The following is a 24674-nucleotide window of genomic DNA, read 5'->3' as shown; positions in this document are numbered from 1 at the left end:
CCCTAGCTGAGGACTACTTCTTGCCCGGCTTCTTCTTACCGGCGATCGCGCGACGCGGGCCCTTGCGGGTACGAGCGTTCGTGCTGGTGCGCTGGCCGTGGACCGGAAGCCCACGACGGTGACGCAGACCCTGGTAGCAGCCGATCTCGACCTTGCGGCGGATGTCGGCCTGGATCTCGCGGCGGAGGTCACCCTCGGTGCGGAGGTTGGCGTCCACGTACTCGCGGATCTTGACCAGGTCCTCTTCGGCCAGATCACGAACGCGGGTGTTGGGGTCAACACCGGTGGCGGCCAGGGCCTCCTTGGACCGGGTGCGCCCGATGCCGAAGACGTAGGTGAGGGCAACCTCCACGCGCTTTTCGCGCGGGATGTCAACACCTGAAACGCGTGCCATTCAATGGCTCCTGTTGATATCGGGGGTCTTCCGCAGAGCCTGTCCCAGACGAAAGTGCCTGCGTTGTGCAGGCACTATTCCGGGTCCCCGGCCCCCGCCGGAGGTGTCGCCCGCTGTGTCAGCTGGGCGGGCCCTGCGTATGTACGTATTTACGTGCGTCGCGCGAAGAACTGCGAGGTGCAGGTCGTGCGTCAGCCCTGGCGCTGCTTGTGGCGCAGGTTGTCGCAGATGACCATGACCCGACCGTGACGGCGGATCACCTTGCACTTGTCGCAGATCTTCTTGACGCTCGGCTTGACCTTCATGGGATGTCAGGTTCTCCGGGTCGGTGCCACCACCACGCCGTGAAGCGGGGTGCGGGCAAGATCTACTTGTAGCGGTAGACGATCCGACCACGCGTCAGGTCGTACGGAGACAGCTCCACGACGACCCGGTCATCCGGGAGGATACGGATGTAGTGCATCCGCATCTTGCCGCTGATGTGCGCTAGGACCTTGTGACCGTTCTGAAGTTCCACCTTGAACATTGCGTTCGGGAGGGACTCGATCACGGTGCCCTCGATTTCGATGGCACCTTGCTTCTTGGCCACGCTTCGCCCTTCGAATCGGCTACCTTGATCGACTCCGTACAGCACGCATGTCGACATGACATGCATGAAGACATACGGGTATACGCGAGCCGACGAGTCAGTCTACGTCAGGGCATCCATAAAGACGAATCCGGGAAGACTGCCCTGCTGTCAAGATCCTTAAGCCACTCGGCCGCACAGTCGGCCGTACACGCGCCCGCGTGCGCGGGCGCGCGGTCAGCCGAGCGGGTCGGGGGCCGTCGTCACGCCGAGCTCCGCCAGTTTCGCCTTGCCGCCGTCCGGCGCCGTCAGCACGATCAGCCCCTCGTCGGTCAGCGCGATCGAGTGCTCCCAGTGCGAGGACCAGGTCCCGTCGGTCGTGATGACCGTCCAGTCGTCCTCCAGCACCTGGGTGCGGGGCGTGCCGAGCGAGACCATCGGCTCGATCGCCAGGCAGAAGCCGGGAACCAGCTTCGGGTTGTGCCGGCCGATGAGGCGGCGCTTGTCGACGTAGTTCAGCAGATGCGGGTCCATGTGCATCTCGGAACCGATGCCGTGGCCGCCGTAGTCCTCAATGATCCCGTACTTGCCGGAGGACGGGCGGGGCTGGCGGCGGATGTAGCCCTCGATCGCCTTCGACACCTCGGCGAGCCTGGCGCCCTTCTTCATCGCGGCGATCCCGGCCCACATCGACTCCTCGGTCACCCGGGAGAGCTCGACCAGCTCCGGGGCGTGCCCGGTGCCGACGAACGCGGTGTAGGCGGCGTCGCCGTGCCAGCCGTCGATGATCGCGCCGCAGTCGATCGAGATGATGTCGCCGTCCTTGAGGACGGTCTTCTCGTCCGGGATGCCGTGGACCACGACCTCGTTCACCGAGGTACAGATGGTGGCGGGGAAACCGCCGTAGCCGAGGAAGTTCGGCTTCGCGTTGTGGTCGGCGAGCACCTTGCGGGCGACCTGGTCCAGGTCGTTCGTGGTGGCCCCGGGTACCGCGGCCTCACGGGTCGCGGCGTGGATCGCGGCGACGACCAGTCCCGCCTCACGCATCTTCGCGATCTGCTCGGGAGTCTTGATCTCCACCATCGAAATTGCCTTCCGCATCGAACCGGATCTGTCTGCTCAACAATGATCTATCTGCTCAACAGTACGGCCGCGGCGTCCTGGGGACACCGCGGCCGTGCGTACACGTACTGCCTGTCAGACCTTGTCGGCCTGCAGGGCCTCCATCGCCCGCTCGGTCACCTCGGTGACCTTGCCGAGCGCGGAGATCGTCGACACCAGGCCCTGGGCCTTGTAGTGGTCGATGATCGGCTCGGTCTGCGTGTGGTAGACCTCCAGCCGGGTGCGCACCGTCGCCTCGGTGTCGTCACCGCGCTGGTAGAGCTCGCCGCCGCAGATGTCGCAGACGCCCTCGTGCTTCGGGCGGCTGTACTCGACGTGGAACACATGACTTGAGTCGTTGCGGCAGATACGCCGGCCGGCGATCCGCTTCACGACCTCGTCCTCGGGGACCTCAAGGTCCAGCACCGCATCCAGCTTCTGTCCCTCGGCGCTCAGCCACTCGTCGAGTGCCTGGGCCTGGGCGACGTTGCGCGGGAAACCGTCGAGGAGGAAACCGCCCTCGGCGTCGGGCTGGGACATCCGGTCCTGCGCCATCCCGATGGTGACCTCGTCCGGAACCAGCTCACCGGCGTCCATCAGCGCCTTGGCCTGCTTGCCCAGCTCCGTACCCTGACTGATATTGGCACGGAAGAGGTCGCCCGTGGAGATGTGCGGGATGTCCAGGTCCTTGGCAAGGTACGCGGCCTGCGTTCCCTTGCCCGCCCCGGGCGGTCCGACGAGGACGATACGCATCAGCGGAGGAACCCTTCGTAATTACGCTGCTGGAGCTGGCTCTCAATCTGCTTCACGGTCTCCAGACCCACACCCACGATGATCAGGATGCTCGTCCCGCCGAACGGGAAGTTCTGGTTCGCGCCGAAGCCAACCAACGCCATCGTTGGGACAAGAGCGATCACACCCAGATACAGCGACCCCGGCCAGGTGATCCGGTTGAGTACGTAGCTCAGATACTCAGCGGTCGGTCGGCCAGCCCGGATGCCCGGGATGAAGCCACCATACTTCTTCATGTTGTCGGCGACTTCCTCGGGGTTGAACGAGATCGCCACATAGAAGAAGGCGAAGAACACGATCAACAGGAAGTACGTGATGATGTAGGCCGGGTGATCGCCCTTGACCAGGTTGTCCTTGACCCAGGTCGCCCAGCCGGCGGTCGAACCGCTGAACTGCACGATGAGGCCCGGGATGTAGAGCAGCGACGAAGCGAAGATGACCGGAATCACACCGGCCTGGTTCACCTTGAGCGGGATGTAGGTGGACGTACCACCGTAGGACTTCCGGCCGATCATGCGCTTCGCGTACTGGACGGGGATGCGGCGCTGGGCCTGCTCCACGAAGACGACGAGGCCGACCATGGCCAGACCCACCAGGATCACCGCACCGAACTCGATCCAGCCGCCCGCCAGCTTGCCCTGCTGCTTGACGGCCCACAGCGCGCCGGGGAAACCGGCCGCGATGGAGACGAACATCAGGATCGACATTCCGTTGCCGATGCCGCGGTCGGTGACGAGCTCGCCGAGCCACATGACCATGCAGGTGCCGGCGACCATGCAGACCACCATGGTGACGGTGGTGAAGATCGACTGGTCGGGCACGATCTGGTTGGCCACGGGGCAGCTGCCGAAGAGCGCGCCGGTCCGGGCGGTCGCCACCAGACCGGTGCCCTGGAGGACCGCGAGCGCCACGGTCAGATAACGCGTGTACTGCGTGACCTTCGCCTGACCGGACTGCCCTTCCTTCTTCAGCGCTTCCAGCCGCGGGATCACCACGGTCAGCAGCTGAAGGATGATGCTCGCCGTGATGTACGGCATGATGCCGAGCGCGAAGATGGTGATCTGCAACAGTGCGCCACCACTGAACATGTTGACCAGACCGAAGAGACCCTGGTTGGTCTTCGTCTGGTCAAGACACTGCTGGACGTTCGTGTAGCTGACCCCGGGGATCGGGATGTGCGTTCCGAGCCGGTAGATCACGATGATGGCGAGTGTGAACAGCAGCTTCTTGCGCAGGTCGGGCGTCTTGAACGCTCGGGCGAACGCGGTGAGCACGGTGCCTCCTGCGACCCCCGCGCGTCTGCGTAGAGGTGACGGTCTTGAGAATTCGACGATGGACGGTATGCGTATCGGTCAATAGCCGTACCGATACACCACGCTGAGTACAGACAGTGCAGCGCCACCATACCGGCGACCCTGCCCCCCTTGGAACGACCAACCGGGGATGCCCTTTCAAAAAGGCATCCCCGGTTGGGTGTTCAGGTCATCGAGTCGTCTCAGACGAGCTCGGTGACGGTGCCGCCCGCGGCGGCAATCTTCTCCTTGGCGGAGCCGGAGACGGCGTCAACCGAAACCGTCAGCGCCACCGAGATCTCGCCCTGGCCCAGGACCTTGACGAGGCTGTTCTTACGTACCGCGCCCTTGGCGACCAGTCCGGCCACCGTGACCTCTCCACCCTCGGGGTAGAGCTCGCCGAGCTTGTCCAGGTTGACAACCTGGAACTCGGTGCGGAACGGGTTCTTGAAGCCCTTCAGCTTCGGGAGGCGCATGTGGAGGGGCATCTGCCCGCCCTCGAAGCGCTCCGGAACCTGGTAACGGGCCTTCGTGCCCTTGGTACCACGACCTGCGGTCTTACCCTTGGACGCCTCACCACGACCCACACGGGTCTTGGCGGTCTTGGCGCCCGGGGCGGGCCGGAGGTTGTGGACCTTCAGCGGGTTGTTCTCCGCCATGTCAGTCGACCTCCTCAACCGTCACGAGGTGGCGGACGGTGTTAGCCATTCCGCGGAACTCGGGGCGGTCCTCCTTGACAACCACGTCGTGCAGGCGCTTGAGCCCGAGCGAACGCAGGGTGTCGCGGTGGTTCTGCTTGCTGCCGATGTACGACTTCGTCTGCGTGATCTTGAGGCGAGCCATTACGCACCCGCTCCCGCACGCGCACGGAGCAGAGCCGCGGGGGCGACGTCCTCAAGGGGCAGACCACGGCGAGCCGCGATCTCCTCGGGACGCTGCAGGCCCTGGAGGGCCGCCACGGTCGCGTGCACGATGTTGATCGCGTTGTCGGAGCCGAGCGACTTCGACAGGATGTCGTGGACGCCGGCGCACTCCAGAACGGCGCGCACCGGGCCACCGGCGATAACACCGGTACCGGGGGAAGCAGGCTTGAGCAGAACGACGCCCGCAGCCTTCTCGCCCGTGATCGGGTGAGGGATGGTGCCCTGGATACGCGGGACCTTGAAGAAGCTCTTCTTCGCCTCTTCGACGCCCTTGGCGATGGCCGCGGGAACTTCCTTGGCCTTGCCGTATCCGACACCTACGGTGCCGTCACCGTCTCCGACCACGACGAGCGCGGTGAAGCTGAAGCGACGACCACCCTTGACAACCTTGGCAACGCGGTTGATCGCGACTACGCGCTCAACGTAAGCGGTCTTCTCGGCGGCAGCGCCACCGTCGCGACCCTTCCGGTCCCGCCGCTCGCCGCCACCGGCACCGCTTCCGCGGCGCTGGGGTCCAGCCATTGGATTTACCTCTCTCTGTTACGTCCGTTAGTCCCGGAACCGGGGCTTAGAACTTCAGCCCGGCTTCGCGGGCGGCGTCAGCCAGAGCGGCAATGCGCCCGGCGTACCTGTTGCCACCACGGTCGAACACGACAGCCTCGACACCCGCGGCCTTCGCGCGCTCGGCGACGAGCGCACCGACCTGCTGTGCCTGGGCGCTCTTGTCGCCCTCGCCACCGCGGATCGAGGTGTCCAGGGTCGACGCCGAAGCGAGCGTGTGGCCCGCGATGTCGTCGATGACCTGCGCAACGATGTTGCGGTTGGAGCGCGTCACGACCAGGCGCGGACGCTCCGGCGTGCCGGAGACGTGCTTGCGGACACGGACGTGGCGGCGCTTGATGGCAGCGCGCTTGTACGCGTCACCCTTGGCGATCTTTACACCGTATGCCATGGCTTACTTACCCGCCTTTCCGACCTTGCGGCGGATAACCTCGCCGGCGTACTTGACGCCCTTGGCCTTGTACGGGTCGGGCTTCCGCAGCTTGCGGATCTTCGCCGATACCTCGCCGACCTTCTGCTTGTCGATGCCCTCGACGCTGAACTTCGTGGGCGACTCGACCTTGAAGGTGATGCCCTCAGGGGCCTCGATGGTGATCGAGTGGCTGTAGCCCAGGGCGAACTCCAGGTTGGAGCCCTTCGCCTGGACGCGGTAACCGACACCGCTGATTTCGAGCGCCTTGGTGTATCCCGTGGTCACGCCGGTGATCATGTTCGCCACCAGCGTGCGGGACAGGCCGTGAAGGGCCTTGTTCTGACGCTCGTCGTTAGGACGGACGACGTTGAGCACGCCGTCCTCGCCCTTGGTGACCTCGATCGGCGCGGCAACGGTGTGCGAGAGGGACCCCTTGGGGCCCTTCACCGCGACCGTGCGGCCATCGATGGTGACGTCCACACCGGCGGGAACCTGGATGGGGAGCTTGCCGATTCGCGACATGAGCTTTTCCTCCGTTCCCGACTACCAGACGTAGGCGAGGACTTCCCCACCTACGCCCTTCTTGCTTGCCTGCTGACCGGTCAGGAGGCCGTAGGACGTGGAGATGATCGCCACGCCCAGGCCGCCGAGAACCTTCGGCAGACTTGTGGACTTCGCGTACACACGCAGACCCGGCTTCGAGATCCGCTTGATGCCTGCGATCGAGCGCTCGCGGTTCGGGCCGAACTTCAGCTCGAGAACGAGGTTCTTGCCGACCTCGGCGTCCTCGGTCTTCCAGCCGGTGATGAAGCCCTCCTGCTGGAGGATCTCCGCGATGTGCGACTTGATCTTGCTGTGCGGCATCACGACGGAGTCGTGGTACGCCGAGTTTGCGTTACGCAGACGCGTGAGCATGTCTGCGATGGGATCAGTCATGGTCATGAATTGGCCTTCGGCCTCTCTCGCCGGGGTTTCCTGTATGCGCCATCCCTCTCCCCACTCAGTGGCGGGACGGGTGCGGTGCGGGGACCTACGGCGTAGTAAGCGTTTTGTCAGCGGGCTTGGCCCGCGGGCGGTCGGGCGGCAGAGGCCCAACCCCGCAAGCCTACGGCATGCGGAGGAGGGCTTCTGCCGACCTGATGCTTACCGAGAGCCTCCGATAATTCCCGGAAAGGGAATTACCAGGAGCTCTTGGTCACGCCCGGCAGCTCGCCGCGGTGGGCCATCTCACGAAGGCACACACGGCACAGGCCGAACTTGCGGTAGACGGAGTGGGGCCGGCCGCAGCGCTGGCAGCGGGTGTACCCGCGGACGCCGAACTTCGGCTTGCGGGCGGCCTTAGCGATCAGGGACTTCTTCGCCACGGTCAGTTCTCCTTGAACGGGAAGCCGAGGTGACGAAGGAGGGCACGACCCTCGTCGTCATTGGTCGCCGTGGTGACCACGGTGATGTCCATGCCCCGGACCCGGTCGATCTTGTCCTGGTCGATCTCGTGGAACATGACCTGCTCCGTGAGACCGAAGGTGTAGTTGCCACGGCCGTCGAACTGCTTCGGCGACAGGCCACGGAAGTCACGGATACGCGGAAGCGCGAGCGACAGCGTACGGTCCAGGAACTCCCACATCCGGTCACCGCGGAGGGTGACGTGGCAGCCGATCGGCTGCCCCTCGCGCAGCTTGAACTGCGCGATCGACTTGCGGGCCTTGGTGACGGCCGGCTTCTGACCGGTGATCGTGGTGAGGTCCTTGATGGCACCGTCGATCAGCTTGGAGTCGCGGGCGGCGTCGCCCACACCCATGTTGACCACGATCTTGACGAGACCGGGGATCTGCATGACGTTCTCGTACGAGAACTCCTCACGCAGCTTGCCGGCGATTTCCTCGCGGTAGCGCGTCTTCAGACGCGGCGCAGTGGTGGCAGTCATCAGATGTCCTCACCGGTCCGCTTGGCAACGCGGATCTTGTTGCCCTCGTCGTCAAAGCGGTAGCCGACGCGGGTGACGACCTTCTTGCCGTCCTTCTCCACCACCAGCTGAACGTTGCTGACGTGGACAGGGGCTTCGGTCGTCACGATGCCACCGGTCTGCGAACCACGAGCGGTCTGGCCGGCCTTGGTGTGCTTCTTGACCCGGTTGACACCCTCGACGAGGACACGGTTCTGCGTGGGGTAGGCAACGATGACCTTGCCCTGCTTGCCGCGGTCCTTACCGGTGATGACCTGAACCAGGTCGCCCTTCTTGATCTTCATGCTTACAGCACCTCCGGCGCGAGCGAGATGATCTTCATGAACTTCTTCTCGCGCAGCTCACGGCCCACCGGGCCGAAGATACGGGTGCCGCGGGGGTCGCCGTCGTTCTTCAGAATGACGGCGGCGTTCTCGTCGAAGCGGATGTACGAGCCGTCCTGACGACGACGCTCCTTGACGGTGCGAACGATGACCGCCTTGACGACGTCACCCTTCTTCACGTTGCCACCGGGGATCGCGTCCTTGACGGTGGCGACAATGACGTCACCGATACCCGCGTAGCGGCGACCCGAGCCACCGAGAACACGAATGGTGAGAATTTCCTTCGCACCCGTGTTGTCGGCGACGCGAAGTCGCGACTCCTGCTGGATCACGTCTATCTCCTGATCGTCTGCCGGTTCCCGGCGGGGGACTTACGCAAGTGACTTACGCGAGTCCCCCACCGAGCCTGGCGGAACTGACCTGAGCGATGAGCTCAGGGATTCTTACTTGGCCTTCTCGAGGATCTCGACGATGCGCCAGCGCTTCGACGCCGACAGCGGCCGTGTCTCCATGATGACAACACGGTCGCCGACACCGGCGGCATTGGCCTCGTCGTGCGCCTTGAGCTTGTTGGTACGGCGGATGACCTTGCCGTACAGCGCGTGCTTGACGCGGTCCTCGACAGCGACGACGACGGTCTTGTCCATCTTGTCGCTGACGACGAGACCCTCACGGGTCTTGCGGAATCCGCGCTGCTCAGTCGTCTCAGTCACATTCTTCTCGCTCATCAGGCGCTCTCCACCGTCTCGATGCCCAGCTCGCGCTCACGCATCAGGGTGTAGATCCGGGCGATGTCCTTACGGACGGACTTGAGCCGACCGTGGTTCTCGAGCTGTCCGGTCGCCGCCTGGAAGCGGAGGTTGAACAGCTCTTCCTTGGCCTCACGCAGCTTGGCGACGAGGTCCTCGTCGTTCAGCTCACGCAGCTCGGTCGCCTTGATACCGGCCGCCATCACGACTCACCTGCCTCGCGCCGCACGATGCGGCACTTCATCGGAAGCTTGTGGGCGGCGCGGGTGAGCGCCTCCTTAGCGACCTTCTCGTTCGGGTAGGACAGCTCGAACATCACCCGGCCGGGCTTGACGTTCGCGATCCACCACTCCGGGGAGCCCTTACCCGAACCCATGCGGGTCTCGGCAGGCTTCTTGGTGAGGGGACGGTCCGGGTAGATGTTGATCCAGACCTTGCCGCCACGCTTGATGTGGCGGGTCATCGCGATACGAGCAGCCTCGATCTGGCGGTTCGTCACGTACGCCGGCGTCAGAGCCTGGATGCCGTACTCACCGAATGCGACCTCAGTGCCACCCTTCGCCATACCACTGCGCTTGGGGTGGTGCTGCTTGCGGTGCTTGACCCTACGAGGGATCAGCATGTCGGTCAGGCCTCCGTTCCAGTGCTCTCAGCCGGAGCAGCGGCTGCGGGAGCGTCGGCCTTGGGGGCCTCGGCTGCCGGCGCGGACTGCTGCGGCTTGCGGCCACGGCCGCCACGCTCGCCGCCACGGCCACCACGGCCGCCGGCTGCCGGACGGTCACTGCCGCCACCACGGGCCGGGCGGTTACCCGCACGGGCCGCGGCGTTCTCGGCACGGACCTCGGCGATGTTCTTGACATTGCCCTTGTAGATCCAGACCTTCACGCCGATACGGCCGAAGGTCGTCTTGGCCTCGAAGAAGCCGTAGTCCACGTTCGCGCGGAGCGTGTGCAGCGGCACACGGCCCTCGCGGTAGAACTCCGAACGGGACATCTCGGCGCCGCCGAGACGGCCACCGCACTGGATCTTGATGCCCTTGGCGCCCGCCTTCATCGTCGACTGCATGCTCTTACGCATGGCGCGACGGAAGGAGACACGCGAGGAGAGCTGCTCGGCGACGGCCTGGGCCACCAGCTGAGCGTCCACCTCGGGGTTCTTGACCTCAAGGATGTTGAGCTGGACCTGCTTGCCGGTCAGCTTCTCCAGCTCGCCGCGGATGCGGTCGGCCTCGGCGCCGCGGCGGCCGATGACGATGCCCGGACGAGCGGTGTGGATGTCGACGCGGACGCGGTCGCGGGTGCGCTCGATCTCAACCTTCGAGATGCCGGCGCGCTCCATGCCCTTCGTCATCATGCGACGAATGGCGACGTCTTCCTTGACGTAGTCCTTGTACAGCTTGTCGGCGTACCAACGGGACTTGAAGTCCGTGGTAATGCCGAGTCGGAACCCGTGCGGGTTAACCTTCTGGCCCATTACCGGGTTCCTTCCTTGCTGCTGACGACCACGGTGATGTGGCTGGTCCGCTTGCGGATCCGGTAGGCACGGCCCTGGGCGCGCGGACGGAACCGCTTCAGGGTCGGGCCCTCGTCGACGTATGCCTCGGAGATGACAAGGCTGCCGGCGTCGGTGTGGTCGTAATTGTGTGCAGCGTTGGCGATGGCGCTGTCAAGCACCTTGCCAACCGGCACGCTCGCGGCCTGCGGGGCGAAACGCAGGACCGCCTGAGCCTCCGTGGCATCCATGCCACGGATAAGGTCCACCACGCGGCGGGCCTTCATGGGCGTGACGCGGATGTACCGCGCCTGGGCCCTGGCTTCCATGGTTGTCCCTTCGGTGTCGTTCATAGTCTTCGCACCCCGCCTTAGCGGCGCTTCGACTTGCGGTCGTCCTTGACGTGGCCGCGGAAGGTGCGGGTCGGCGCAAACTCGCCGAGCTTGTGGCCGACCATCGACTCGGTGACGAACACCGGGACGTGGATCTTGCCGTTGTGCACCGCGATGGTGTGTCCCAGCATGTCCGGGATGATCATCGAGCGCCGGGACCAGGTCTTGATGACGTTCTTGGTGCCTGCTTCGTTCTGTACGTCCACCTTCTTGACAAGGTGTCCGTCGACGAAAGGCCCCTTCTTGAGACTGCGCGGCATCTAAACCCGCTCCTAGCGCTTCTTGTTCGTCTTGCGGCGGCGGACGATGTACTTGCTCGAAGCCTTCTTCGGCGAGCGAGTACGACCCTCCTTCTGACCCCACGGGCTGACCGGGTGGCGACCACCGGAGGTCTTGCCCTCACCACCACCGTGCGGGTGGTCGACCGGGTTCATCGCGACACCGCGGACGGACGGGCGGACGCCCTTCCAGCGCATACGGCCGGCCTTGCCCCAGTTGATGTTCGACTGCTCGGCATTGCCGACCTCGCCGATGGTGGCGCGGCAGCGGATGTCGACCAGACGGACCTCGCCCGACGGCATACGAAGGTGCGCCATGGCGCCTTCCTTCGCGAGCAGCTGGACCGAAGCACCCGCGGAACGGGCGATCTTCGCTCCGCCACCGGGACGCATCTCGATGGCGTGGATGGTCGTACCGACCGGGATGTTGCGCAGCGGCAGGTTGTTGCCCGGCTTGATGTCGGCACCCGCGCCGTTCTCCACCCGGTCGCCCTGGCCGAGCTTGGCCGGGGCGAGGATGTAGCGCTTCTCGCCGTCTGCGTAGTGCAGCAGCGCGATGCGCGCGGTGCGGTTCGGGTCGTACTCGATGTGCGCGACCTTGGCCGGCACGCCGTCCTTGTCGTGACGACGGAAGTCGATCACACGGAAGGCGCGCTTGTGTCCGCCACCCTGGTGGCGAACGGTGATCCGGCCGGTGTTGTTACGGCCGCCCTTGCTGTGCAGAGGGCGAACCAGCGACTTCTCCGGCGTGGACCGCGTGATCTCGACAAAGTCGGCGACGCTGGAGCCACGACGGCCCGGGGTCGTCGGCTTGTACTTGCGGATACCCATTTCTCAGTCCTCGTCCGATTCCGGACGACTCGGACTCCGTTAGGAGACCGGGCCGCCGAAGATGTCGATACGGTCGCCCTCGGCAAGGGTCACAATGGCGCGCTTGGTGTCAGCGCGCTTCCCGAACCCGGTGCGGGTGCGCTTGCGCTTGCCCTGGCGGTTGATCGTGTTGACTCCGGTGACCTTGACCGAGAAGACCGCTTCCACGGCCTGCTTGATCTGGGTCTTGTTGGAGCCCGGCGCGACGATGAACGTGTACTTGTTCTCGTCGAGCAGCGCGTAGCTCTTCTCGGAAACAACCGGCTTGACGAGGACGTCGCGCGGGTCCGTGAAGGTCTTGCTGGTAACGGTCGCCTCAGCCATCAGACGTCGCTCCCTTCGGTCTCAGTGGTGGCCTTGGGGCCAGACACGAAGGACTCGAAGGCGGCCTTGGTGAAGACCACGTCATCGGAGACGAGCACGTCGTACGTGTTCAGCTGGCCCGGCTCCAGGAGGTGCACCTGGGGCAGGTTGCGGGCGGAGAGCCACGCGGCCTCGTCCGAACGCTCGGCGACCAGGAGCACGTGCTTGCGCTCGCTGACCTTGCCCAGCAGGGACTTCGCGGCCTTCGTGGAGGCAGCGCCCTCGACCACGCCGGAGACGACGTGGACGCGAGCGTTCTGCGCCCGGTCGGTGAGGGCACCGCGCAGAGCGGCGACCTTCATCTTCTTCGGGGTGCGCTGCGAGTAGTCACGCGGCTGCGGGCCGTGGACGACGCCACCGCCGGCGAACTGCGGCGCACGGGTCGAACCCTGGCGCGCGCGGCCGGTGCCCTTCTGGCGGTAAGGCTTCTTACCGCCACCGCGGACTTCGCCGCGACGCTTGGTCTTGTGCGTGCCCTGACGGGCCGCGGCCAGCTGTGCGACAACGACCTGGTGGATCAGCGGGATGCTGATCTTGGCGTCGAAGATCTCCGAGGGGAGTTCGACGGTCCCGGCCTTGTCGCCTGCCGGCGAAAGGATGTCAATGGTGCTCATCGGTTCCTCAAGCCCCCTTGGCCGCGGTACGGACCAGGACGAGGCCGCCGTTCGGACCGGGGACCGCGCCCTTGATGAGCAGCAGACCCTTCTCCGCGTCAACGGCGTGGACGGTCAGGTTCTGGGTGGTGACCCGCTCGTTGCCCATGCGGCCCGCCATGCGCATGCCCTTGAAGACACGGCCCGGGGTGGCACAGCCACCGATGGAGCCAGGCTTACGGTGCACGCGGTGGGCACCGTGGGAAGCCTTGCCACCCTTGAAGTTGTGGCGCTTCATGACACCGGCGAAGCCCTTGCCCTTGCTCTTGCCCGTGACATCAACCTTGATGCCGGACTCGAACACCTGGGCGGTGATCTCCTGGCCCAGCGTGTACTCGCTGGCGTCAGGGGTGCGGAGCTCCACCAGGTGGCGGCGCGGAGTCACGTCGGCCTTGGCGAAGTGACCCTTGAGGGGCTTGTTCACCTTGCGAGGGTCGATCTCGCCGAAGGCGATCTGGACCGACTCGTAGCCGTCGATGTCGTTCGTACGGACCTGCGTCACGACGCACGGCCCGGCCTTGACGACGGTCACCGGGACAACCCGGTTGTTCTCGTCCCAGACCTGGGTCATGCCGAGCTTCTCGCCCAGGACGCCCTTGATGTTCTTAGTCATCTCGCGCGTCACCTCAGAGCTTGATCTCGATGTCGACGCCCGCCGGCAGGTCGAGACGCATCAGCGAGTCAACCGTCTTCGGCGTGGGGTCGAGAATGTCGATGAGGCGCTTGTGCGTGCGCATCTCGAAGTGCTCGCGCGAGTCCTTGTACTTGTGCGGCGACTTGATGACGCAGTACACGTTCTTCTCAGTGGGCAGCGGCACCGGGCCTGCGACCGACGCACCAGTTCGCGTCACCGTCTCGACGATCTTCTTTGCCGAAGAGTCGATGACCTCGTGGTCGTAGGCCTTGAGCCGGATGCGGATCTTCTGTCCCGCCATGGCTACTCAGTAGTCCTGTCTCTCGTAACGCTCTGGGACCCGGCAGGTCCTGCATCCGCCTCCGACCCACGCGGTCGGGCGTGTCGCATTCCCTCTACGAAGATCTCCCGAAGGATTTCCCAACCAAGGGGTGCGGGCCAGTGACCGCGAGCCGGGGGACGAACACCCACCGGGCGCCTGGTCGGCACCCCGCTGACGCTTCCCGGAAGATTCCCGTACGTCCGCCTCAGCGCTGCCTTACGGCAGTTGGGGCGACGAGTACTGTGGGACTTGCTTCCAGTCCTCCCGACGGGAGGCGCGCAGCATCGGCACTCAACCGAGCAACCCCGATAGTCTGCCATACGGGTCACCACGGACGCCAATCGCGGCCGGAGACTGTACCCCAGCACTCCCCCGGCCGGACGCGGGCCACCTGTGAGGCCGTACGGGGCGGTCGCGGGGCGGGGCCCCTCTTCACCTCAACGGGTGAATACAGACTGATCTGCATATGCCATGGGGATATGCCCGGTAGCCTGAACTCATGGCCGCCGACCTCTCCTTCTTCCGTTCGGAGACCTCCCAGCGTCTGCGGGCGGAGGGCCGTGCAGAAGGTGAAGCGAAGGGCGAGGCGAAATCCGTTCTGCGGATCCTTGACCGGCGCGGTATCGCGACCACTCAGGAAGTGATCGACCGGATCACCGCCTGTGCCGACCCGGACACCCTCCTGAGCTGGCTCGACCGGGCGCTCACCGCCACCACGGCGGACGACCTCTTCACCGAGGACTGACCGGCCCGGCTCGCCGCAACGCCGCACAGCAAGCCGGCCCCGCTCCAGCAGGAGCGGGGCCGGCCATTACCACGGGTGTTTCAGCGGGCCTCTCAGATGACGCCCTGCGCCAGCATCGCGTCCGCGACCCGTTCGAAACCGGCGATGTTGGCGCCGGTCACGTAGTTGCCGGGGGCGCCGTAGCGCTCGGCGGTCTCGTAGCAGGTGTGGTGGATGTCGCGCATGATCCGCAGCAGTTCGTCCTCGACGCGCGCGGGCGTCCAGGTGTCACGGGCCGCGTTCTGCTGCATCTCCAGGGCGCTGACCGCGACCCCGCCCGCGTTGGCCGCCTTGCCGGGGCCGAAGGCGACTCCCGCCTCGTGCAGGACGTCCACGGCCTCCAGGGTGGCCGGCATGTTGGCGCCCTCGGAGACGGCCTTGACCCCGTTGCGTACGAGGGTCGCCGCGGCGTCGGCGTCGAGTTCGTTCTGGGTGGCCGAGGGCAGTGCGATGTCCGCGGGCACGTCCCAGACGCTGCCGCCGCTGATGTACCGGGCGGACCCGCCGCGGCGCTCCGCGTACTCACTGATGCGGGCGCGTTCGACCTCCTTGACCTGCTTCAGGAGTTCGACGTCGATGCCCTTGTCGTCGATGACGTAGCCACCGGAGTCCGAGCAGGTCAGAGCGTTGGCCCCGAGGGCCTTGAGCTTCTCGATGGTGTAGATGGCGACGTTGCCCGACCCGGAGACCACCGCGGTCTGACCCTGCAGGTCCTCGCCGCGGCGGCGCAGCATCTCGGCGGCGAAGTAGACGTTCCCGTATCCGGTCGCCTCGGGCCTGATCGCCGAGCCGCCCCAGGAGGCGCCCTTGCCGGTGAGGACACCGGACTCCCAGCGGTTGGTGATGCGCCGGTACTGGCCGAAGAGATAGCCGATCTCGCGGCCTCCGACGCCGATGTCACCGGCGGGCACGTCGGTGTGCGCGCCGATGTGCCGGTGCAGTTCCGTCATGAAGGACTGGCAGAAGCGCATGACCTCGGAGTCGGAGCGGCCGTGCGGGTCGAAGTCGCTGCCGCCCTTGCCGCCGCCGATGCCAAGACCGGTCAGCGCGTTCTTGAAGACCTGCTCGAAGCCGAGGAACTTCACGATGCCGATGTTCACCGACGAGTGGAAGCGCAGACCGCCCTTGTACGGGCCGAGCGCGCTGTTGAACTCCACCCGGAAGCCGCGGTTGACGTGAACCCTGCCCCGGTCGTCCTGCCAGGGCACCCGGAAGATGATCTGCCGCTCCGGCTCGCAGAGACGTTCCACCAGGCTCGCCTGCGCGTAGTCGTCCCGCACGGCCAGCACCGGCGCCAGGCTCTCCAGTACTTCGTGAACTGCCTGGTGGAACTCGGGCTGGGCCGGGTTGCGGTGCTCGATCTCGGTGCGCAGGGCAGCGAGCTTGTCCTTCGAAGAACTCGTGGTTGGCGGTGTCACAGGTGTCCCTTCCGGTCGGGCGCAGACGACGGCCGCCCGTGTGCGGCGGGCGGTCGTCGGCCCCAGTGTCTCCCCTCCACGATCGTCCCGGCGAGAACGCCTGCGCCCAGCCGTCCGGCTATTGAGACGGCCGGTGGGCCGGCGGCCCCCGCGCGGCGGCATGCACGGCGGCGATGGCGAACGGTTTTCCCGACCATTTCGCGCAGATTCGTTTTGTCGGGCGTCGAGCGAGTGAACGTGCCCGCAGGCCCGCCGTATCCGGGCCGGCAGCCGACCAGGAGGTGCAGGAAGCCGGACGTCCGCACCACGACCGGCTCGGAGAACCGCTCGTCGACGAGCGGAAGCTGGGCGTGACACCCAAGGGGAAGCCCGAGCGGCTCGCGACGTACCCCGGTGTCTACGTACTGCCCAGGGGCGAGCACGGCACCGTCGTGGCGATGGCGGAGTCCAACAGGGGCCGGCAATACGCGTACGACCCCGCGCCGGGAGCAGCCGGTCCGCTCAAGCCGGGCGGCTATTACCCGATGCTCAACAAGGGTTCACGCTCGTACCCCACCTACGGCTCCCAGGTCCTGCTGCCGCTCACGCCGTGCAGGCCCGGAGCGACGGCCCGGGTGCTGGTGGTCGGCGGGCAGGGGGACGCCGGTCCCGACCACCGTTCGCTCAGCCCCGGGCAGCGGACCACGAACACCGCGGAGATCCTGGAGATCGACACCGCCCGGCCGCTCGATGCCCAGCCCAAGTGGCGTGCGCCCAAGGGGAATCCGGGGCACCTGGCGCACTCCAGGGTGCTGTGCGGTACGACGCTGCTCGCCTACGGCACGGTGCTGGTCAGCGGGGGCGCCGCCAACCGCTGGGACGACCAGAACCGCGTACCGGTGAACGACGCCGAGCTCTTCGGCCCGGCGACCGAGACGTTCACCCCGGCGGCGAAGGCGGCCACGGACCGGCGCTACCACTCGACCGAGCTGCTCCAGCTCGACAGAACGGTGCTCAAGGCAGAAGGAGTTCACGGTCACCGTGTCGGGCGCCACCGTCGGCAAGGTCCCCGGCAGGGCGCGCCTCGCGATCGTCCGGCTGGGCTCCGCGACCCACGGCAACGACACGGACCAGCGCTACGTCTGGCTGCCGCCGGCGGGATGGGCCGCCACGGGGAAGGACTGGAGCATCACCGCCAACGCGCTCGGCAACCCGGCCGCCGCGCCTCCGGGCTACTACCAGCTCATCGCCGTGGACGCCGCGGGCACGCCGTCGCCGGGCCGGATGGTGCGGGCCACCGCGTAGCCCCCGGGTTTCGTCAAAGCCTCGTCAGGGTTTCGTCAGCGCCTCGTCCGTGACGCCCGCCGCCACGGACGGGCCCGGGGCGGCGGGCGCCACGGAACCCCCGCTCCACCGCCCCTACCTCCCGTAACAGCGTCCGGCCCGGAGGCAACCTCCGCTCCGGGAACCCCGTCAAGCAGACCGGGAGAGCACGGGAGGGCCCGTGCAGGGGAGCGGACGGAGCACCTTCACATGGGGATATCGCGCATCGGGATATCGCAGAGGGGGATATCCCGGGAGATATCACGCAAGGGGAGATCGCACGGAGGAGTACCGAGCAGGGGGATGCCGGAGGGGCCCGGCCCCGCACACCAGGGTTCCGGTCCCTCCCGCAGGTTCCTGCTCGCCGGGATCGGTACGGCCGCCGCGTCCGCCGCGCTCAGCGCCTGCTCCGTGCCCGCGTCGCCGCGCCGCACCACCAGCACCGCCGACCCGATGCCGGGCAAGGCGATATCCGTAGCCAGGCACGACCGGCTCATGCAGATACTGGCCCACCCCGACGACGACATGTACTTCATGAACCCGGACACCCAGCGGATGCTGGACTCCGGAACGCCCCTGGTCTGCGTGTACGTCACCGCAGGTGAGGCCACCGGCATCAACGTCATCGCGGGCCAGCCGCACCCCGTCCCCGACAAGCCCGCCTACTCGTCGGCCCGCCACCAGGGCCTGCGCCAGGCGTACGCGGTGCAGCTGGGCCTCCCCCCGTTCACGGAGTGGCAGAAGGACGTCGTCACCCTCCGCGGTGGCATCCGCGCCGAGGTCGACACGCTGGTGCGGGGCACTCGCCGGGTCGAACTGGTATTCCTCAACACCGCCATGCACACCGCCCACGGGCGGCTCGGCCTGCCGTCGCTCTGGACCGACCGGGGGCTCAGCCTGCGGACCGTGGTCGCCGAGGGCTCCCCGCTCCAGGAGGCGGACGCGTACACGTACGACGCCATGGTCGACGTGCTCACCGGGCTGATGGCGCAGTACCGCCCGACCGTCATCCACACCCTCGACCCCGACCCGGACATCCAGCACAGCCCGACCGCCGTCCGCCGCAAGGACAGCGAGCAGGTCGGCTACTCCGACCACGCGGACCACACCGCCACCGCCTCCTTCAGCTGGGCGGCGATGATCCGCTGGGTCGCGGAGGCTACACAGGGGAAGGGCGAGGTGCCCGCCTTCGTCGCCACGGCCTACCGGGGCTACTACAACCGCCACTGGCCGAAGAACCTGTCGCCGAAGGTGCTCGCCCAGAAGGCCGCGAACCTGCTCCCGTACGGCGGCAACGAGGCCTGGAACTGCGGGAACCCGGGCGGCTGCGGCGACTACAACGTGGGCGTCGGCCGGCCGCTGACCAACAAGAAGGGGTGGGTGCGCTCGACCCACTACCGCTATCCGGGCCCGCGCCCCGTCCTGGCCACCGAGCAGGACGGGCGCCTCGTCGGGTACGGGGTCCTCGGCCTGCGCGCGGTGCGCTGGCGGGAGACGGCGCCGGGCAGCGGACAGTGGGGGTCGCCGCACGACCTGGGCGGCGGACCGCTGGCCCCGACGCTCGGTGCGGCCGCGCTCAAGGACGGCCGGCAGCTGCTGTTCGCGCTGCGGTTCGCTTCGATAGCCGGGCACGGCTCGACCAACACGCGGGAGATAGTGCTGCTCCAACAGAGCACGCCCGGTGGGAAGTTCGCGGCCTGGACCGGGCTCGGCAACCCGGAGAGCGACCCGGACCGGGGCCGTCGAATAGGCGCCCCCGTCGCGGTCACCGACCGCGCGGGGCACGTGCACCTCTTCATACGCGACGCCGCCCAGGGCATCAGCACCCGGGTCCGTTCCACCGCGGGGAGCTGGTCCCCCTGGCGGAGCCTGGGTGGCGGCCAGATCCAGGACGGACTCTCCGCCACGGTCGACTCGGCGGGCCTGGTCCATGTCTTCGCCTCGGGCCGGGACACCGTGCACCACTGGGCCCAGACCGTGGCGGGCGGGCCTGTGGAACTGCACCCGGACCCCCTCCTGCCGCTGCCCGGCGACTTCCCCACCGCGACCGCCGCGCCGGACGGCGGCGTGGATGTGTACTACCGCAGGCCCGCGACGGCCGCGACCACCCATGTGCACCTGGGCGGCACCCGGCCCGGCGCCCGCGCCGGAACCCGCGCCGACTCCCGCGCCGCGGAGCCCGCGCTGCTCGGCCAGGACGACCGGGGCCGCATCCAGCTCCTGCTGAACGGGAAGGTGCTGCGGCGCACCGACGGCGTCGTACCGCTCTCGGGGGCCACCTTGCTGGCCGAGGGTGCCACGAGCGCCGGGACCGCCGGGGACTCTTCCGGACCCACCGTGGCGGGTATCGGCCCGGGAGCACTCCCCTGGCTGTGGCGGCCGGTCCGGGACGTGTAGCCGTACCGGCGCACCGCGCTCACCTCATCGCTCACCGGACGGGCAACACAGAAGGGCCCCCGGTCCGCCGCGAACGGCGGGCCGGGGGCCCTCTGCTGTTACCAGGTGCTCTGTGTGAGCGACCAGGTCAGACCATCAAGTGATTACTTGAGGATCTTCGTGACCTGGCCGGCGCCCACGGTCCGGCCACCCTCACGGATGGCGAACTTGAGGCCCTCTTCCATGGCGACGGGCTGGATCAGCGAGACGCTCATGAGGGTGTTGTCGCCCGGCATGACCATCTCGGTGCCCTCGGGAAGGGTCACAACGCCCGTTACGTCCGTGGTACGGAAGTAGAACTGCGGGCGGTAGTTGTTGAAGAACGGGGTGTGACGGCCACCCTCGTCCTTCGACAGGATGTAGGCCTGGGCCTCGAACTCGGTGTGCGGCGTGACCGAACCGGGCTTGATGATGACCTGGCCGCGCTCGACGTCCTCGCGCTTGATGCCACGGAGGAGCAGACCGACGTTCTCACCGGCCTGGCCCTCGTCGAGCAGCTTGCGGAACATCTCGATGCCGGTGACCGTGGTGGTGGTCTTCTCCTGCTTGATGCCCACGATGTCAACGGTCTCGTTGACCTTGAGGACACCACGCTCGATACGACCGGTGACGACGGTGCCACGACCGGTGATCGTGAAGACGTCCTCGATCGGCATCAGGAACGGCTTCTCGACGTCACGCTCGGGCTGCGGGATCGACTCGTCGACGGCCTTCATCAGGTCGAGGACGGTCTGGCCCCACTCCTTGTCGCCCTCAAGGGCCTTGAGCGCCGAGACCTTGACGACCGGAAGGTCGTCGCCCGGGAACTCGTACTCGGAGAGGAGCTCACGGACCTCAAGCTCGACGAGCTCCAGGATCTCCTCGTCGTCCACCATGTCGGCCTTGTTCAGCGCGACAACGATGTACGGAACGCCGACCTGGCGGGCCAGGAGCACGTGCTCCTTGGTCTGCGGCATCGGGCCGTCGGTGGCCGCGACCACGAGGATGGCGCCGTCCATCTGCGCCGCACCCGTGATCATGTTCTTGATGTAGTCAGCGTGACCCGGGCAGTCGACGTGCGCGTAGTGACGCGACTCCGTCTGGTACTCGACGTGCGCGATCGAGATCGTGATACCGCGCTGGCGCTCCTCGGGAGCCTTGTCGATCTGGTCGAAGGCCGAGGCCTCGTTCAGGTCCGGGTACGCGTCATGCAGCACCTTGGTAATGGCGGCCGTGAGGGTCGTCTTACCGTGGTCAATGTGACCGATGGTGCCGATGTTGACGTGCGGCTTAGTCCGCTCGAACTTCGCCTTCGCCACTGGGTCCTCCTGGAGTGGTTCTGTACGCCTTGCTTCATCGGCGCCAGGTGATCTTTGCTGGGATGCCGGGGCCCGGGGCACCCGCCGCATTGCTTGCGCTCTGCGTCGAATGCCCCAGTGGCTCCGGTGATAAGCCTAAAGCGTGGACTCGGAAGAGTTACTCGCCCTTGGCCTTCGCGATGATCTCCTCGGCGACGTTCCGCGGAACCTCGGCGTAGGAGTCGAACTGCATCGAGTAGCTTGCGCGACCCGAGGTCTTGCTGCGGAGGTCTCCGACGTAGCCGAACATCTCCGAGAGGGGCACGAGGCCCTTCACGACGCGAGCGCCGCTGCGCTCCTCCATGGCCTGGATCTGGCCACGGCGGGAGTTGAGGTCGCCGATGACATCGCCCATGTAGTCCTCGGGCGTGGTGACCTCGACGGCCATCATCGGCTCAAGGAGCACGGGGGACGCCTTGCGGGCACCCTCCTTGAACGCCTGCGAACCGGCGATCTTGAAGGCGAGCTCCGAGGAGTCCACCTCGTGGTAGCCACCGTCGAGAAGGGTGATGCGGACACCCACCATCTCGTAACCGGCCAGGATGCCGAACTTCATGGCTTCCTGCGCGCCCGCGTCCACCGAGGGGATGTACTCACGGGGGATGCGGCCACCGGTGACCTTGTTCACGAACTCGTAGGTCGCGTCGCCGCCCTCGATGGGCTCCATCGCGATCTGCACCTTCGCGAACTGGCCGGTACCACCAGTCTGCTTCTTGTGCGTGTAGTCGATACGGTCGACGGTCTTGCGGATCGTCTCGCGGTACGCGACCTGGGGCTTGCCGACGTTCGCCTCGACGCGGAACTCGCGCTTCATGCGGTCGACGAGCACCTCAAGGTGAAGCTCGCCCATACCACCGATGATGGTCTGGCCGGTCTCCTCCTCGGAGTGGACCTGGAAGGAGGGGTCCTCCTCCGAGAGCCGCTGGATGGCGACACCCAGCTTCTCCTGGTCACCCTTGGACTTCGGCTCGATGGCGACCTCGATGACCGGCGCCGGGAAGTCCATGGACTCCAGGATCACCGGCTGCTTGTCGTCGCAGAGCGTCTCACCGGTCGTGGTCTGCTTCAGCCCCATGACGGCGATGATGTCGCCCGCGCCCACCGACGCGATCTCCTCACGCTTGTTCGCGTGCATACGGTAGATCTTGCCGATGCGCTCCTTCTTGCCCTTGACCGAGTTCAGCACCGCGGTGCCGGCCTCAAGGCGGCCCGAATAAATCCGGACGAAGGTGAGCTTGCCGAGGTGCGGGTCGCTCGCGATCTTGAACGCAAGACCGGAGAACGGCTCCTCGTCGGACGGCCGACGCTTGACGACCGTCTCGGGGTCCTTGACGTCGTGGCCCTCGATGGCCTCGACGTCCAGGGGGGACGGCAGGTAGCGGACGACCGCGTCGAGCAGGGGCTGGACGCCCTTGTTCTTGAAGGCCGTGCCACAGAAGACGGGAGTGACGGTGACGGAGTCCGCAGAGCCCTTGGAAGCAAGGGTGATACGGCGGATCGCCGCGTAGAGCTGCTCCTCGGTGGGCTCCTGGCCCTCCAGGTACAGCTCCATCATCTCGTCGTCGTTCTCCGAGACGGCTTCGAGCAGCTTGCCGCGCCACTCGTCGGCCGCCTCGGTGTGGGTCTCCGGGATGTCGACGACGTCGTACATCTCGCCCTTGGTCGCCTCGGCGGACCAGACAAAGGCCTTCATCGTCACGAGGTCGACGACGCCCTTGAAGTCGGCCTCGGCGCCGATCGGGAGCTGCATGACCAGCGGCACCGCACCGAGGCGGTCGACGATCATGTCGACGCAGCGGTGGAACTCGGCACCGGTACGGTCCAGCTTGTTGACGAAGCAGATACGCGGAACGCCGTAGCGGTCCGCCTGACGCCAGACAGTCTCGGACTGCGGCTCGACGCCCGCGACACCGTCGAACACGGTGACAGCGCCGTCGAGGACGCGGAGCGAACGCTCCACCTCGACGGTGAAGTCGACGTGACCCGGGGTGTCGATGATGTTGATCGTGTGATCGACATCGTTGAGCGGCCAGTGGCAGGTCGTCGCGGCCGACGTGATCGTGATGCCGCGCTCCTGCTCCTGCTCCATCCAGTCCATCGTGGCTGCGCCGTCGTGGACTTCACCGATCTTGTAGCTCACACCGGTGTAGAAGAGGATCCGCTCAGTGGTGGTCGTCTTGCCCGCGTCGATGTGGGCCATGATCCCAATGTTGCGGACCTTGGCCAGGTCAAGCGAAGTGGTGGCCATAAGGCTCAATCTTCTCTCGGTCTCGATGTGGGTAGCGACTACCAGCGGTAGTGCGCGAAGGCCTTGTTGGACTCGGCCATCTTGTGGGTGTCCTCACGCTTCTTGACGGCAGCGCCAAGACCGTTCGAGGCGTCGAGCAGCTCGTTGGTGAGCCGCTCGGTCATCGTCTTCTCGCGACGGGCGCGGGAGTAGCCGACGACCCAGCGCAGCGCGAGGGTGGCGGCGCGACCGGGCTTGACCTCGATCGGCACCTGGTAGGTGGCGCCACCGACACGGCGGGACTTGACCTCAAGAGACGGCTTGACGTTCTCAAGCGCGCGCTTCAGCGTGATGACCGGGTCGGCGCCGGTCTTCTCGCGAAGGCCCTCCATGGCGCCGTACACGATCCGCTCGGCGGTGGAACGCTTGCCGTTCAGCAGGATCTTGTTGATCAGCGAGGTGACAAGAGGAGAACCATAGACCGGGTCAATGATGACCGGGCGCTTCGGGGCGGGGCCCTTACGAGGCATTCTTACTTCTCCTTCTTGGCGCCGTAGCGGCTGCGGGCCTGCTTGCGGTTCTTGACACCCTGGGTGTCGAGCGAACCGCGGATGATCTTGTAGCGAACACCGGGCAGGTCCTTCACACGGCCACCACGCACGAGCACGATCGAGTGCTCCTGCAGGTTGTGTCCCTCACCCGGGATGTAGGCCGTGACCTCAATGCCGGAGGTCAGACGAACACGCGCGACCTTGCGGAGCGCCGAGTTGGGCTTCTTCGGGGTGGTCGTGAAGACACGGGTGCAGACACCACGACGCTGGGGCGAGCCCTCGAGCGCGGGAGTCTTGTTCTTCTCGACCTTGTCCTGCCGGCCCTTCCGGACCAGCTGCTGGATCGTAGGCACTACTTCTCCGGTTTCTGTGTGCCGTGTAGAACTAACCTGGAACCACTCCGACCCACGCGGTCGGGTGTGTCGAATACTGCAGACCCCCGCCGAAGTGGCGGGAAGGGCACAGATTGCGGTGGTCACTTACAGCTCGTCATGCGGTTGAAGACACGCACAGGAGCCAGGGCACACCCCAGGCACAA

General features: G+C 66.5%; 35 protein-coding genes and 1 pseudogene. 3 read left to right on the top strand and 33 right to left on the bottom strand.

Translation table 11 applies throughout. The features are described from left to right. Positions 1–13: 13 nt before the first annotated feature. The 27 genes from rpsM to rpsJ all read right to left on the bottom strand — a co-directional run bounded on the left by rpsM (position 14) and on the right by rpsJ (position 14060). Positions 14–394, bottom strand: a complete 381-nt coding sequence (rpsM, locus tag OHB13_RS22345; RefSeq protein WP_164264459.1) for a 30S ribosomal protein S13 — start codon at positions 392–394, stop codon at positions 14–16. 191 nt (positions 395–585) lie between these two features. Then, on the bottom strand, positions 586–699 hold the full coding sequence (gene rpmJ / locus OHB13_RS22340) for a 50S ribosomal protein L36 (protein ID WP_003956441.1): 114 nt from the start codon (positions 697–699) through the stop codon (positions 586–588). A gap of 62 nt (positions 700–761) precedes the next feature. Then, a complete protein-coding gene (gene infA, locus OHB13_RS22335) occupies positions 762–983 on the bottom strand; it encodes a translation initiation factor IF-1 (RefSeq protein ID WP_003956442.1) in 222 nt (73 codons plus the stop codon). Between the two features lie 216 nt (positions 984–1199). Further along, positions 1200–2045, bottom strand: coding sequence for a type I methionyl aminopeptidase (gene map / locus OHB13_RS22330; RefSeq protein WP_266860776.1), 846 nt, complete (start codon positions 2043–2045; stop codon positions 1200–1202). A gap of 114 nt (positions 2046–2159) precedes the next feature. Beyond that, complete coding sequence (locus OHB13_RS22325; protein ID WP_328378261.1) at positions 2160–2816, bottom strand: adenylate kinase; 657 nt, start codon at positions 2814–2816, stop codon at positions 2160–2162. Then, positions 2816–4129, bottom strand: coding sequence for a preprotein translocase subunit SecY (gene secY / locus OHB13_RS22320; RefSeq protein ID WP_266854250.1), 1314 nt, complete (start codon positions 4127–4129; stop codon positions 2816–2818). Before secY ends, OHB13_RS22325 begins: the two co-directional genes overlap by 1 nt. Positions 4130–4350: 221 nt before the next feature. Beyond that, positions 4351–4806: a 50S ribosomal protein L15 gene (gene rplO, locus OHB13_RS22315; RefSeq protein WP_266854252.1), complete on the bottom strand. Its 456-nt coding sequence runs from the start codon at positions 4804–4806 to the stop codon at positions 4351–4353. Position 4807: 1 nt separating this feature from the next. After that, entirely contained in the window at positions 4808–4990 is a 183-nt protein-coding gene (gene rpmD / locus OHB13_RS22310) for a 50S ribosomal protein L30 (protein ID WP_024491595.1), read from the bottom strand. After that, a complete protein-coding gene (gene rpsE, locus OHB13_RS22305; RefSeq protein ID WP_164264455.1) occupies positions 4990–5592 on the bottom strand; it encodes a 30S ribosomal protein S5 in 603 nt (200 codons plus the stop codon). Before rpsE ends, rpmD begins: the two co-directional genes overlap by 1 nt. Positions 5593–5638: 46 nt before the next feature. Next, positions 5639–6022, bottom strand: a complete 384-nt coding sequence (rplR, locus tag OHB13_RS22300) for a 50S ribosomal protein L18 (protein ID WP_164264454.1) — start codon at positions 6020–6022, stop codon at positions 5639–5641. 3 nt (positions 6023–6025) lie between these two features. Further along, positions 6026–6565, bottom strand: coding sequence for a 50S ribosomal protein L6 (gene rplF, locus OHB13_RS22295; RefSeq protein ID WP_266854255.1), 540 nt, complete (start codon positions 6563–6565; stop codon positions 6026–6028). Between the two features lie 21 nt (positions 6566–6586). Further along, positions 6587–6985 (bottom strand): 30S ribosomal protein S8, encoded by a 399-nt coding sequence (gene rpsH / locus OHB13_RS22290; protein ID WP_266854257.1) that lies wholly within the window; start codon positions 6983–6985, stop codon positions 6587–6589. 236 nt (positions 6986–7221) lie between these two features. Next, a complete protein-coding gene (locus OHB13_RS22285) occupies positions 7222–7407 on the bottom strand; it encodes a type Z 30S ribosomal protein S14 (RefSeq protein ID WP_024491590.1) in 186 nt (61 codons plus the stop codon). A 2-nt stretch (positions 7408–7409) separates the two neighbouring features. Then, positions 7410–7967: a 50S ribosomal protein L5 gene (gene rplE / locus OHB13_RS22280; protein ID WP_164264451.1), complete on the bottom strand. Its 558-nt coding sequence runs from the start codon at positions 7965–7967 to the stop codon at positions 7410–7412. Continuing rightward, a complete protein-coding gene (rplX, locus tag OHB13_RS22275; protein WP_164264450.1) occupies positions 7967–8290 on the bottom strand; it encodes a 50S ribosomal protein L24 in 324 nt (107 codons plus the stop codon). Before rplX ends, rplE begins: the two co-directional genes overlap by 1 nt. Positions 8291–8292: 2 nt before the next feature. Beyond that, the gene (gene rplN / locus OHB13_RS22270; protein ID WP_003966950.1) at positions 8293–8661 is read right to left on the bottom strand and encodes a 50S ribosomal protein L14; all 369 of its coding nucleotides are present in this window, start codon (positions 8659–8661) and stop codon (positions 8293–8295) included. Between the two features lie 111 nt (positions 8662–8772). After that, a complete protein-coding gene (gene rpsQ, locus OHB13_RS22265) occupies positions 8773–9057 on the bottom strand; it encodes a 30S ribosomal protein S17 (RefSeq protein ID WP_266854259.1) in 285 nt (94 codons plus the stop codon). Then, positions 9057–9281 carry a 50S ribosomal protein L29 gene (rpmC, locus tag OHB13_RS22260; protein WP_030368408.1) on the bottom strand — a complete coding sequence of 75 codons (225 nt, stop codon included), beginning with the start codon at positions 9279–9281 and terminating at the stop codon, positions 9057–9059. The genes rpsQ and rpmC overlap by 1 nt, the downstream gene beginning before the upstream one ends. Continuing rightward, positions 9281–9700 (bottom strand): 50S ribosomal protein L16, encoded by a 420-nt coding sequence (rplP, locus tag OHB13_RS22255; RefSeq protein WP_164264448.1) that lies wholly within the window; start codon positions 9698–9700, stop codon positions 9281–9283. The genes rpmC and rplP overlap by 1 nt, the downstream gene beginning before the upstream one ends. Positions 9701–9705: 5 nt before the next feature. Beyond that, entirely contained in the window at positions 9706–10551 is an 846-nt protein-coding gene (gene rpsC / locus OHB13_RS22250) for a 30S ribosomal protein S3 (protein ID WP_266854264.1), read from the bottom strand. After that, entirely contained in the window at positions 10551–10898 is a 348-nt protein-coding gene (gene rplV / locus OHB13_RS22245) for a 50S ribosomal protein L22 (protein WP_006604878.1), read from the bottom strand. Before rplV ends, rpsC begins: the two co-directional genes overlap by 1 nt. Before the next feature lie 41 nt (positions 10899–10939). After that, positions 10940–11221 (bottom strand): 30S ribosomal protein S19, encoded by a 282-nt coding sequence (gene rpsS / locus OHB13_RS22240; RefSeq protein ID WP_164264446.1) that lies wholly within the window; start codon positions 11219–11221, stop codon positions 10940–10942. 12 nt (positions 11222–11233) lie between these two features. Then, entirely contained in the window at positions 11234–12070 is an 837-nt protein-coding gene (rplB, locus tag OHB13_RS22235; RefSeq protein ID WP_164264445.1) for a 50S ribosomal protein L2, read from the bottom strand. A 39-nt stretch (positions 12071–12109) separates the two neighbouring features. Then, on the bottom strand, positions 12110–12433 hold the full coding sequence (rplW, locus tag OHB13_RS22230; protein WP_327295858.1) for a 50S ribosomal protein L23: 324 nt from the start codon (positions 12431–12433) through the stop codon (positions 12110–12112). Beyond that, positions 12433–13086: a 50S ribosomal protein L4 gene (gene rplD, locus OHB13_RS22225; protein ID WP_164264443.1), complete on the bottom strand. Its 654-nt coding sequence runs from the start codon at positions 13084–13086 to the stop codon at positions 12433–12435. The genes rplW and rplD overlap by 1 nt, the downstream gene beginning before the upstream one ends. A 7-nt stretch (positions 13087–13093) precedes the next feature. Then, entirely contained in the window at positions 13094–13738 is a 645-nt protein-coding gene (gene rplC, locus OHB13_RS22220) for a 50S ribosomal protein L3 (RefSeq protein ID WP_250299280.1), read from the bottom strand. A gap of 13 nt (positions 13739–13751) precedes the next feature. After that, positions 13752–14060, bottom strand: a complete 309-nt coding sequence (gene rpsJ / locus OHB13_RS22215) for a 30S ribosomal protein S10 (protein ID WP_003948644.1) — start codon at positions 14058–14060, stop codon at positions 13752–13754. 520 nt (positions 14061–14580) lie between these two features. Between rpsJ and OHB13_RS22210 the strand changes: the two genes are divergently transcribed. Next, complete coding sequence (locus OHB13_RS22210; RefSeq protein WP_266854270.1) at positions 14581–14826, top strand: hypothetical protein; 246 nt, start codon at positions 14581–14583, stop codon at positions 14824–14826. 92 nt (positions 14827–14918) lie between these two features. On the opposite strand, the gene gdhA is transcribed toward OHB13_RS22210, so the two are convergent. After that, on the bottom strand, positions 14919–16283 hold the full coding sequence (gdhA, locus tag OHB13_RS22205) for an NADP-specific glutamate dehydrogenase (protein ID WP_266854271.1): 1365 nt from the start codon (positions 16281–16283) through the stop codon (positions 14919–14921). An 814-nt stretch (positions 16284–17097) separates the two neighbouring features. Beyond that, complete coding sequence (locus OHB13_RS22200; protein ID WP_328378260.1) at positions 17098–17226, bottom strand: hypothetical protein; 129 nt, start codon at positions 17224–17226, stop codon at positions 17098–17100. Positions 17227–17255: 29 nt separating this feature from the next. On the opposite strand from OHB13_RS22200, the pseudogene OHB13_RS22195 reads away from it, so the two are divergent. Then, a pseudogene (locus OHB13_RS22195) lies at positions 17256–17567 on the top strand (galactose oxidase early set domain-containing protein); the annotation flags it as partial. 321 nt (positions 17568–17888) lie between these two features. Further along, complete coding sequence (locus OHB13_RS22190) at positions 17889–19982, top strand: PIG-L family deacetylase (RefSeq protein ID WP_328378259.1); 2094 nt, start codon at positions 17889–17891, stop codon at positions 19980–19982. 143 nt (positions 19983–20125) lie between these two features. Here OHB13_RS22190 and tuf read toward each other — a convergent pair whose 3' ends face one another. The 4 genes from tuf to rpsL form a co-directional block, all read right to left on the bottom strand. Then, complete coding sequence (tuf, locus tag OHB13_RS22185) at positions 20126–21319, bottom strand: elongation factor Tu (protein WP_266854275.1); 1194 nt, start codon at positions 21317–21319, stop codon at positions 20126–20128. Between the two features lie 157 nt (positions 21320–21476). Beyond that, positions 21477–23606 (bottom strand): elongation factor G, encoded by a 2130-nt coding sequence (gene fusA, locus OHB13_RS22180; protein ID WP_266854277.1) that lies wholly within the window; start codon positions 23604–23606, stop codon positions 21477–21479. A 38-nt stretch (positions 23607–23644) separates the two neighbouring features. Beyond that, entirely contained in the window at positions 23645–24115 is a 471-nt protein-coding gene (gene rpsG / locus OHB13_RS22175; RefSeq protein ID WP_164264073.1) for a 30S ribosomal protein S7, read from the bottom strand. Between the two features lie 2 nt (positions 24116–24117). Beyond that, positions 24118–24489: a 30S ribosomal protein S12 gene (gene rpsL, locus OHB13_RS22170; protein ID WP_003948652.1), complete on the bottom strand. Its 372-nt coding sequence runs from the start codon at positions 24487–24489 to the stop codon at positions 24118–24120. Positions 24490–24674: the final 185 nt, after the last annotated feature.

The sequence above is a fragment of the Streptomyces sp. NBC_00440 genome (assembly GCF_036014215.1).
GTDB lineage: Bacteria > Actinomycetota > Actinomycetes > Streptomycetales > Streptomycetaceae > Streptomyces.
The sequence above is the reverse complement of the archived record's forward strand: the minus strand, read 5'-3'. Positions and strand labels throughout refer to the sequence as shown.

What these genes read in the sequence shown, in the direction of transcription:
- rpmC (WP_030368408.1), bottom strand. Translation starts at nt 9,281, where the DNA reads ATGGCGGCCGGTATCAAGGCGACCGAGCTGCGTGAGCTGAACGACGAG.
- rplF (WP_266854255.1), bottom strand. Translation starts at nt 6,565, where the DNA reads ATGTCGCGAATCGGCAAGCTCCCCATCCAGGTTCCCGCCGGTGTGGAC.
- OHB13_RS22190 (WP_328378259.1), top strand. Translation starts at nt 17,889, where the DNA reads ATGCCGGAGGGGCCCGGCCCCGCACACCAGGGTTCCGGTCCCTCCCGC.
- map (WP_266860776.1), bottom strand. Translation starts at nt 2,045, where the DNA reads ATGGTGGAGATCAAGACTCCCGAGCAGATCGCGAAGATGCGTGAGGCG.
- rpsE (WP_164264455.1), bottom strand. Translation starts at nt 5,592, where the DNA reads ATGGCTGGACCCCAGCGCCGCGGAAGCGGTGCCGGTGGCGGCGAGCGG.
- rpsC (WP_266854264.1), bottom strand. Translation starts at nt 10,551, where the DNA reads ATGGGCCAGAAGGTTAACCCGCACGGGTTCCGACTCGGCATTACCACG.
- rpsJ (WP_003948644.1), bottom strand. Translation starts at nt 14,060, where the DNA reads ATGGCGGGACAGAAGATCCGCATCCGGCTCAAGGCCTACGACCACGAG.
- rplW (WP_327295858.1), bottom strand. Translation starts at nt 12,433, where the DNA reads ATGGCTGAGGCGACCGTTACCAGCAAGACCTTCACGGACCCGCGCGAC.
- rpsM (WP_164264459.1), bottom strand. Translation starts at nt 394, where the DNA reads ATGGCACGCGTTTCAGGTGTTGACATCCCGCGCGAAAAGCGCGTGGAG.
- rpsG (WP_164264073.1), bottom strand. Translation starts at nt 24,115, where the DNA reads ATGCCTCGTAAGGGCCCCGCCCCGAAGCGCCCGGTCATCATTGACCCG.
- rplE (WP_164264451.1), bottom strand. Translation starts at nt 7,967, where the DNA reads ATGACTGCCACCACTGCGCCGCGTCTGAAGACGCGCTACCGCGAGGAA.
- rpmJ (WP_003956441.1), bottom strand. Translation starts at nt 699, where the DNA reads ATGAAGGTCAAGCCGAGCGTCAAGAAGATCTGCGACAAGTGCAAGGTG.
- rplO (WP_266854252.1), bottom strand. Translation starts at nt 4,806, where the DNA reads ATGGCGGAGAACAACCCGCTGAAGGTCCACAACCTCCGGCCCGCCCCG.
- rpmD (WP_024491595.1), bottom strand. Translation starts at nt 4,990, where the DNA reads ATGGCTCGCCTCAAGATCACGCAGACGAAGTCGTACATCGGCAGCAAG.
- rplC (WP_250299280.1), bottom strand. Translation starts at nt 13,738, where the DNA reads ATGACTAAGAACATCAAGGGCGTCCTGGGCGAGAAGCTCGGCATGACC.
- rplX (WP_164264450.1), bottom strand. Translation starts at nt 8,290, where the DNA reads ATGAAGATCAAGAAGGGCGACCTGGTTCAGGTCATCACCGGTAAGGAC.
- rplP (WP_164264448.1), bottom strand. Translation starts at nt 9,700, where the DNA reads ATGCTGATCCCTCGTAGGGTCAAGCACCGCAAGCAGCACCACCCCAAG.
- rplB (WP_164264445.1), bottom strand. Translation starts at nt 12,070, where the DNA reads ATGGGTATCCGCAAGTACAAGCCGACGACCCCGGGCCGTCGTGGCTCC.
- fusA (WP_266854277.1), bottom strand. Translation starts at nt 23,606, where the DNA reads ATGGCCACCACTTCGCTTGACCTGGCCAAGGTCCGCAACATTGGGATC.
- rplD (WP_164264443.1), bottom strand. Translation starts at nt 13,086, where the DNA reads ATGAGCACCATTGACATCCTTTCGCCGGCAGGCGACAAGGCCGGGACC.
- OHB13_RS22210 (WP_266854270.1), top strand. Translation starts at nt 14,581, where the DNA reads ATGGCCGCCGACCTCTCCTTCTTCCGTTCGGAGACCTCCCAGCGTCTG.
- rpsH (WP_266854257.1), bottom strand. Translation starts at nt 6,985, where the DNA reads ATGACCATGACTGATCCCATCGCAGACATGCTCACGCGTCTGCGTAAC.
- rpsQ (WP_266854259.1), bottom strand. Translation starts at nt 9,057, where the DNA reads ATGAGCGAGAAGAATGTGACTGAGACGACTGAGCAGCGCGGATTCCGC.
- rpsS (WP_164264446.1), bottom strand. Translation starts at nt 11,221, where the DNA reads ATGCCGCGCAGTCTCAAGAAGGGGCCTTTCGTCGACGGACACCTTGTC.
- OHB13_RS22325 (WP_328378261.1), bottom strand. Translation starts at nt 2,816, where the DNA reads ATGCGTATCGTCCTCGTCGGACCGCCCGGGGCGGGCAAGGGAACGCAG.
- rplR (WP_164264454.1), bottom strand. Translation starts at nt 6,022, where the DNA reads ATGGCATACGGTGTAAAGATCGCCAAGGGTGACGCGTACAAGCGCGCT.
- rplV (WP_006604878.1), bottom strand. Translation starts at nt 10,898, where the DNA reads ATGGAAGCCAGGGCCCAGGCGCGGTACATCCGCGTCACGCCCATGAAG.